General features: G+C 41.3%; 7 protein-coding genes. 4 read left to right on the forward strand and 3 right to left on the reverse strand.

What is annotated here, in order from left to right:
- Positions 1-190 precede the first annotated feature (190 nt).
- Positions 191-1,255: a GGDEF domain-containing protein gene (locus B3F51_RS06750; RefSeq protein WP_250935307.1), complete on the reverse strand. Its 1,065-nt coding sequence runs from the start codon at positions 1,253-1,255 to the stop codon at positions 191-193.
- A 318-nt stretch (positions 1,256-1,573) separates the two neighbouring features.
- Positions 1,574-3,403, reverse strand: a complete 1,830-nt coding sequence (locus tag B3F51_RS06755; RefSeq protein ID WP_286946204.1) for an HD domain-containing phosphohydrolase — start codon at positions 3,401-3,403, stop codon at positions 1,574-1,576.
- Between the two features lie 303 nt (positions 3,404-3,706).
- Here B3F51_RS06755 and B3F51_RS06760 point away from each other — a divergent pair, with 303 nt between their 5' ends.
- On the forward strand, positions 3,707-4,534 hold the full coding sequence (locus B3F51_RS06760) for a DUF4391 domain-containing protein (protein WP_286946206.1): 828 nt from the start codon (positions 3,707-3,709) through the stop codon (positions 4,532-4,534).
- A 175-nt stretch (positions 4,535-4,709) separates the two neighbouring features.
- Positions 4,710-5,027, forward strand: a complete 318-nt coding sequence (locus B3F51_RS06765; protein WP_148637708.1) for a hypothetical protein — start codon at positions 4,710-4,712, stop codon at positions 5,025-5,027.
- A 2-nt stretch (positions 5,028-5,029) separates the two neighbouring features.
- Here B3F51_RS06765 and B3F51_RS06770 read toward each other — a convergent pair whose 3' ends face one another.
- On the reverse strand, positions 5,030-5,857 hold the full coding sequence (locus B3F51_RS06770; RefSeq protein ID WP_286946208.1) for a metallophosphoesterase: 828 nt from the start codon (positions 5,855-5,857) through the stop codon (positions 5,030-5,032).
- A gap of 208 nt (positions 5,858-6,065) precedes the next feature.
- On the opposite strand from B3F51_RS06770, the gene B3F51_RS06775 reads away from it, so the two are divergent.
- Positions 6,066-6,563 carry a MarR family transcriptional regulator gene (locus tag B3F51_RS06775; RefSeq protein ID WP_148637710.1) on the forward strand — a complete coding sequence of 166 codons (498 nt, stop codon included), beginning with the start codon at positions 6,066-6,068 and terminating at the stop codon, positions 6,561-6,563.
- Between the two features lie 89 nt (positions 6,564-6,652).
- Positions 6,653-7,819: an ArsA family ATPase gene (locus B3F51_RS06780; RefSeq protein WP_286946211.1), complete on the forward strand. Its 1,167-nt coding sequence runs from the start codon at positions 6,653-6,655 to the stop codon at positions 7,817-7,819.
- Positions 7,820-7,877 lie beyond the last annotated feature (58 nt).

A 7,877-nucleotide genomic window follows, 5' to 3' on the forward strand; every position in this document is an offset into this window, starting at 1 on the left:
GAAAAAAGAAGATTTTTGATAAAAAATCATAGGAGGAATCCAAACGGATGACAACAGAGATTTTGGACTAGGCCGATTCTACAGGTAAAAGCGTAGAATCGGCATTAGTCTTTTTTTGTTGCTAAAAATAGGATGTGGTTATTGGTGCCTTTGAAAGTCGGATCAATCTGACGAAGAGATAGTGCTGGAATCACGATGCACATTGAATTTGATTGCGGCCATTTTTTTTGGCCGAATACAGACTGGCATCAGCTGCTTCGAACAAGTCAGTTTTACTCATTTTAGGGGTGAACGGGGTAAAACCGATGCTCATGGTGACAACCTCATCAGGCATGGTATCAAAAACCGCCGTTTCAAGATCGGTTCGTATTCGCTCAAGAATTTCAAGACAGGCTTCCGGTGATTTTTCAGTAAAAATAACGGCAAACTCTTCGCCGCCGTAGCGGGCAGCAAAATCATTGGCTTCCAGATTATCACGAATGATAGCAGCAGCAGTGGCAATAACCTTATCACCGTTGCCATGGCCCTGGCGGTCATTAATCCCTTTGAACCGGTCAAGATCCATCAATCCCAGTGAAAGATTAAAGGGTTGTTTGCGACATTGGGCCACCAACTCATCCAGATACTCGTGAAATGTTTTATGATTGTATAAGTTTGTAGCCAAATCCATCTTTGTGAGCTTTTCCATGTAAATGTTACGGTATAAAAGTTCTTTTTCTTTTTCAACCGAGATAACCATATCGGTATAGACAACTGAAAATCGTTTTGTCAATTCCCGGGAAAGAAAATAAGCGCTCACCAGAATGGCGGAAAATGTCGTAACTTCAATTACTGACATCATTGACAGCGGGGGGAACAACAACTTCATGCCAACAAATACAGCAAGGGACAGATAAAAAGAGAAGTCAATCAGTTTGAGATCCAGAAAAAAAATCGAGATAAGCACGGGCATCAAAAAAAGCGAGAGCATTACGTAAAAAACAGGATAATGAACCATGAACAGAATCATGACAATGGCCTGACATCCAACGATGATAAAGTAAGGGGTGACAGTTGTATTTAAGCGAATCAGCTTTTTTAAAACAATAAGAATTATAACTTCAAGTAAAAGCGGGAATAGAAAGCGTTCCAGGAAAAAAGATTGGGGAGCCAGACTGGAAAAAAACAGATTAAGCAGTGTCACTGACGATGAAACGCCAATGGCAATCCATAAATATGTAATGATGTGTGTGTACCAATTCTTGTTTAAATGCAAAATGCTGGCCTCCTTTATAGATATTAACACATCCTGGTCGGGTTAACCATAAAACGATTATGGATGCAACCTTTTTTCGGAATCTGGATGATATGGCTCATATTGTAACATTTTACCGGTTTGTTTTTCAAGGTGAATAAACACGATATGGGAAAAAAGAAAAAATAACGATAAAGCATCGTTATTTTAATTTTGAGATAACTATAATTGGATAAAATTCAGAAATAGTCGAATAAAACTTAAAAAATTTTACCATTGTTAAAGAATACCCATAAGCGGACAATTGCAACGCAAGAACAATTGACGACTAATTGTCGCTTATTCGTCCATCATTTGTTCCTTCAAATACTTATACATCTGGCTGAAATCGTTGAGTTCATCCTCGGATGTTGCGCTGCGAAGGGCTTCGATTTCAACAATATTGGTCACAAAAATATCCACCAGTTTGGGTTCAAAAAATTTTCCTTTTTCTTCGAGGAGATAAGCTACAGCAGATTCCTGAGACCAGGCCTCTTTGTAGGAACGGATACTGCGAAGCGCATCGTAGACATCCGCAATCGCCGTAATCCGTGCAAAGATATGGATGTCCAGCCCTGATTTACCGCTGGGATAGCCACCGCCGCCCCACTTTTCGTGATGTTCCAGAGCTAACAGAGAAGCATAACGGAGCATTTCCCGCTCGGAGCTTTTCAGAATTTCATAACCGATATTGGTGTGATACTTCATGATTTCAAACTCCTGCTCCGAAAGGCGGCCGGGTTTATGAAGGATATTTTCACCGATCCCGATTTTTCCGACATCATGCATGGGTGATACCGCAGAGAGACTTGTCACATCACGCTCGGAGAGTCCGTACTCCCTGGCCAGATAGGCAGAAACCCGGGCGACCCGTTTGACATGGTTAGCGGTTTCGAACGAGCGGGTTTCAATGACAGCGCCCAGTTTAGAAATCAAAACCTTCTGAGTATCCACAATTTCCTGGTTCAAATCAGCGATTTCGACCGTTTTCTGGTTAAGAATATTCTTTTCACGAATGGCATAGAGGAGGAGACCAATAATGGTGATCAGTACCCCGGTGATCACAGAGAATAAAATAATCAAGTTTTTGTTTTTTTCAAAATAGGAGACCGGTTTATTGATTACTGTAGCGCCTTCCGGAACATAACTCAGTTGATATGTTTTTAGAACATTATAATCAAACATATATTGATAATGTGAACCATCCTCATAAACTAAGGGTGAAACGGATTGTCCGGCCCAGAGATCAAGCAGCGTGTTGGCGGCACTTTCGCCATATTTATAGGAAGAAGCAACGTAGCCACCAACCACTCCAGTACCAAGGTAGAAATCCCAGAGTGCATACACCGGGTTCTTGGCGTTTTTTAAAATGTACCGGGGAACTTCATCATAATGGTAGGTTATACCATTTCGATCCCGAGAATACAAGACATAGAAAAACAGATCGGTGTCACCGCTATTATCAACGATTGTTTTGAGTTCCTCCGGTGTTTTGTCAAAGTAGTGTTGACTTTCATATTCCGGGTATTTTTCGGCAAGCATGGACACGATGTCTGAGCGCATTTCGTTACTGGTGGTGGTTTCATCATAAATAAAATGCAGCGTTTTAATAGCTTTTGCTTGATTTTGTTCTAAAGCCAGCGCAACATTCTTTGACACATCCGGCCGTTCTTCGATAATGACCATACCGGGAATCCCCTGACTGTAAGGTCTCAGAGAATTGATGCCCGTACTGACAACATAAGTGGTATTGGGCCAGATTGTTTTGCCATACTGATTGTAAAACAGCAGGGCATCATCATCACAAAGGATAATACCATCCAGTGAAACCTGCTGATATTTTTGAGTCATTAGTTCAGCCAGGGCTTTAAAATTATCAGCATCTAGACTGCTTTTTGTATCTAGAAATTCATACCGGATGCGAACCTTTTCTCCTGAATCAAAAAGTACCGCTTCAATTCCTTCTTCCAAAACTCGAGTATGGTAATAATCCCGTTGATAGGACTGAACAATCAAAATCTCTTTAGTATAGATTCCCAGATCATTGGTCGTTGCGAAGACCGCTGGAGAAAGCAGATAACAAAAAAGACCAGTAAAGAATATGAACAATATGATGCGCAACTTTTTCATTGATTTAGCCTCCAGTTAACAGTCTTTGTAATATTTATACCAATAAATTTTGCTCTTAAACAAGCGGGTGCATCCATAGAAGACTAATTATTATAATTAGTAAAGGGATTTCTGGGTAAGTATAAAGCTAATTGGAGTAAAAGGCACTGAAGTTTAGATAAAAATATGCCAGGCTTGTTTTAGAGGTGTTAATCAGGTGGTGCTTCAAAAATACCTAAGTATTTTGGATGATTAGTCGATTACATAAACAGAGAAGCCATTGTCTTTAAAATCAGCACACAAAAAATTTGAGAAGGAGATGCCATGATTGACTTGCCAGGAACCACCAATGTATACAAGCGACTGCCCAAAGAATTGTTTTATAAATATTTAAATGACGACAGTGCGTCAAAAAAGATTTTCATCGATGAAATTCGTAGCATCATCTGGATCAATACACTTTCACCCGAAACAATCGCACATCCAACGGGGCAAAATGTTACAGAAATCGCCATCGTCGAAATTATTCTAAACCGTCAGGCGATCAGTTCCACGATTCTTGAAATTATCAACCGGGAAATTGATCAATATGCGGTTTTCCTGGTTCGATACGAAGAGTGGGGTCAGCTTTGGTGCTGTGATCATCAGACACTTAATCCCCAAACGGGTTTGTTCAATTGCCAAAACTATCATCAGACGAATTGGATGAGCGCTGATGATTTGTCACTGAAGATTAATGGCATGAATCTGGATCAGATTTATGAGAACTTTTTTATGCAGATTGCTGGAAAAGCGTTTCCAGTCTGGAGCGATAAAAGTCAGAAAAAAAATGATGAACTGATTGAAAAAGTAGAACAAGCAGGAAAGTTCGAGCAATTGGAAAGGCTGGAAGCCACCATTAAAAATCTCGAAAGTCAGATGGGAAAAGAAATGCAGTTTGGCAAACAGGTTAAACTAGCGACAGATTTAAAAACGACACGAGAGGAATTACAAAAAATTAAACGGGGAATGTCGACCCATATTGAAATCCATCAACCGGAAATTGTGACGACTCAGGAGGAAAAACCTGAAGGAGTAAGCGCTTATTTTCCCAATGTATATATGAAGATGCGGGATAATAGAAGAAACCGCTTTGATTATTCGTTAATCTAAAAAATGATTATATCAACAAACCAATATAGAAAAAGCACCCGTCGAGGGTGTTTTTTTGTAAAGCAATTCGAAGAAGGGTGGAAACAAGCAGATCAGCGAAAATGAATTGCCAGGCTTTGAAAAAAAGCTTAAAATTAAAGACAGTCAAAAAACAGGGTTGGGAAAAGGAGTAACGATGTTAAAACGGATACAGAATATTAAAGGAATCGGAAAACGAGTCAGAGACATTAATAAAGCACTGAATCAGGAAGGGTTTTATCTGCCCTGGAATGACAGTCAGATCGAATTGTACTTCAGAAGTTTAAAACAGGAAATGACCACAGTCGATTGGAATGATGAAGAAGGCAATAAAATCAGGTTGATTTTTACACCCCAGATTATTAAAGAAGATGGCTATGATACAACGATCAATGTGATTGAGGTGGAATACTATACCATTTTGCAGATTGTCGAACAGATCCGTAAACAGCTTCATGCCCAAAAGCAATCATAAATCTAAGGACTGACTTCGATTGAGACAATCTCAGGGACGTTCAGGAAGCGAAAGGGCAATTTGGTCATGCCGGTGCCTTTGGTGACAAACAGGTTGGTTTGTCCCTGGCTGCCAATCGCATACAGCCCTTTGACATATTTTTTTCCATTGGCGGGCAGAATCTTCTCGGTGAGATAGGGCAGTGAGATCTGGCCGCCATGGGTATGGCCAGCTAAAACCAGCTGAACCGCATCACTGTTCATGTCATCGACAATATCTGGCTCATGGGTCAGCAGAATATTATAAGCGCCGTCCCGAGCCGCATCAGTCAGATTCAAATCAGGATTACCCCGATAAACATCATCCAGGCCTAGCACCCGCAAATTAAGCTCAGAAATATCCAGCCAGTCATTAATGAGAACCTCAAAACCGGCAGCGTTCATCAAGTCGGAATAATTGTATTGATCCAATAAGGCATACTCATGATTTCCGATGACGGCAACCTTGCCATAGGTGGCGTGGATTTCAGCCAGACTTTGGGCAATTGTATCCGGATTGACGGTGAAATCGCCACTTGATCCAATCAAGTCACCGGTAAAGACAACCAGGTCAGCATTTTCTGCATTTATCTTTGTGACAATTTGCTCGAGCTGGCCGTTGTCGTTGAATTCACCCAAATGCGTATCACCAAAAAAAACGATTTTAAGGGGGGCCTCAAGTCTGCTGCTGACCAGTTTTTCCCGATTAACCATTAAGAGATTGGGTTCTATATATCGGGCATAAGGATAGCAGCCCACCAAAAGGGAGGCTAAGGTAATGGTTGTGATCAGTAAGAATTTTCCAAATTTCATCGTGACTCCTTTCGGCTCTCTGCATTATAACCCGCAAGCTTTAAAGGGTCTTTAATAATCAGGAAAAATTCTGAGAATGGCTCAGAATGGCACGGCCATTAAAATGGGGATTTTAGAAAAAAGGGGTTGACAACAAAGTACTTCGGATGTAGAATTAAATTAATTCGAAGGATGAAGTATCTTACACGTATAATAAAGGAACAGCAAAATGGAAAATCGTCTTAATGGGAATCTGGAAGCATTGATATTTGAATACCTGGACAAAATAAAATATCTTTTGTCGCCGGAGATCTGGGGCAATGAAATTTTTAATTGTTCGAAAAATGAGGTGTTTGTACTGATGCTTTTGTATCGACGAAGTGATGTGAATATGACCCAGATCGCTGACTATCTCAGTGTGCCACTGAATACGGCCACAGGGATTGTGGCCCGGATGGAAAAACGGGAGGTCGTCCTTCGCGAAAGAAGCTCAGAAGATAAACGGGTGGTCACCATTAAACTGACCGAAGTCGGCCGAGCATCAATCCAAAATATCCTCACGGAGATGATCCGTTTCGGACAATTGATAATGGATAGCTTCACTTCCGAGGAAGTCAATCTGGTATTCAAACTGGTGGATAAGGTCATTGATACCATCAACCAAGATACCGGCGCGACCGTCGAAACACAAACCAGTTCAAAAATCAGAAAAATCATCATTGAATAAAACGGCTGCCTCCGGGCAGCATCTTTTCAGCTGAATACTTCGAACAACGAACTATTCGAAAAAGGAATTAAAATAGCAGGAGGAAACTTATGAAGAGGATATTGATCTTTACCGGCAAAGGTGGGGTGGGAAAAACCAGTGTAGCGGCAGCCCATGCCCTTAAATCAGCTCAGCAAGGCCAAAAGACGCTGATCGTCAGTACGGATATGGCCCATAATCTGGGGGATCTCTTTAATCATCCAATTGGCAAAGAAGCGGTTACAGTGGCTGACAATCTTGATGTTCTGGAAATCGATCCCAATTATGTGATGGAAACGGATTTTAAAAACCTGATGCAGGCCTTTAAGAACATGATCGGCTCAATTAATCCGGATGGTGCAGAAATGGATGAGTTTACGATGATGCCAGGGATGGATGAGCTGTTCGCCTTACTTAAAATTCAGGAATTATACAATGACAGCGACTATCAGCGGATTATTGTGGACTGCGCCCCGACCGGAGAGACCCTGTCGCTGCTTAAATTCCCGGAGCTGATGTGCTGGTATATGGATAAATTCTTTCCTGTCGGCAAGGTGGCAGTACGGATTCTGTCGCCGGTTTCAAAATCATTATTTAAGATTCAATTGCCTGACCGTCATGCCATGAGTGATATTGAAACCCTCTATGTGAAGTTGATTGAGCTCCAGGAGTTGTTAAAAAATAAGGACGTATCCTCGGTCCGCTTGGTGACCATTCCGGAAAAAATGGTGGTGGCAGAAACCAAACGGAATTATATGTACATGAAGCTCTATAACTACAACGTCGATGGCATTTTTATCAACCGGATCTTGCCCCGGGAAATCGAAAATCCCTTTTTTGCAAAATGGATTACCATTCAGAAAAAGTACATTGCTGAAATTGAAGCCTGTTTTGATCAAATTCCCAAATATTATATTCCCTGGTACGACACTGATTTGCTGGGCCTGGATGCCATCAACCGGATCTGTACCGAGGTCTTCACCGACAGTTGCGACTTATTTGCGATCAAAGCGGATATTGCGGGTGAAAAATATGCGCAGACTGCGACGGGTTATGAACTGAAACTTTTCTTACCGAATATTACCAAAGATGCGGTGGCCGTTAATCTGGCCGGGTCGGATGTGATTGTCAAAATTGGTAATTACAAGCGGAATATTCCACTACCCAATAGCCTTAGAGGAATGACTGTCAGTTCGGCAAAATTTGACCAGAGTACCCTGGTCATTGCCTTTCAATAGATCATTGATAAATGCAAAACAGCCGTGAGCTTTGGGCCCAGTTTCGCACGAAACAATT

The sequence above is a fragment of the Acetobacterium sp. UBA5834 genome, assembly GCF_002435675.1.
Taxonomy (GTDB): Bacteria; Bacillota; Clostridia; order Eubacteriales; family Eubacteriaceae; genus Acetobacterium; species Acetobacterium wieringae.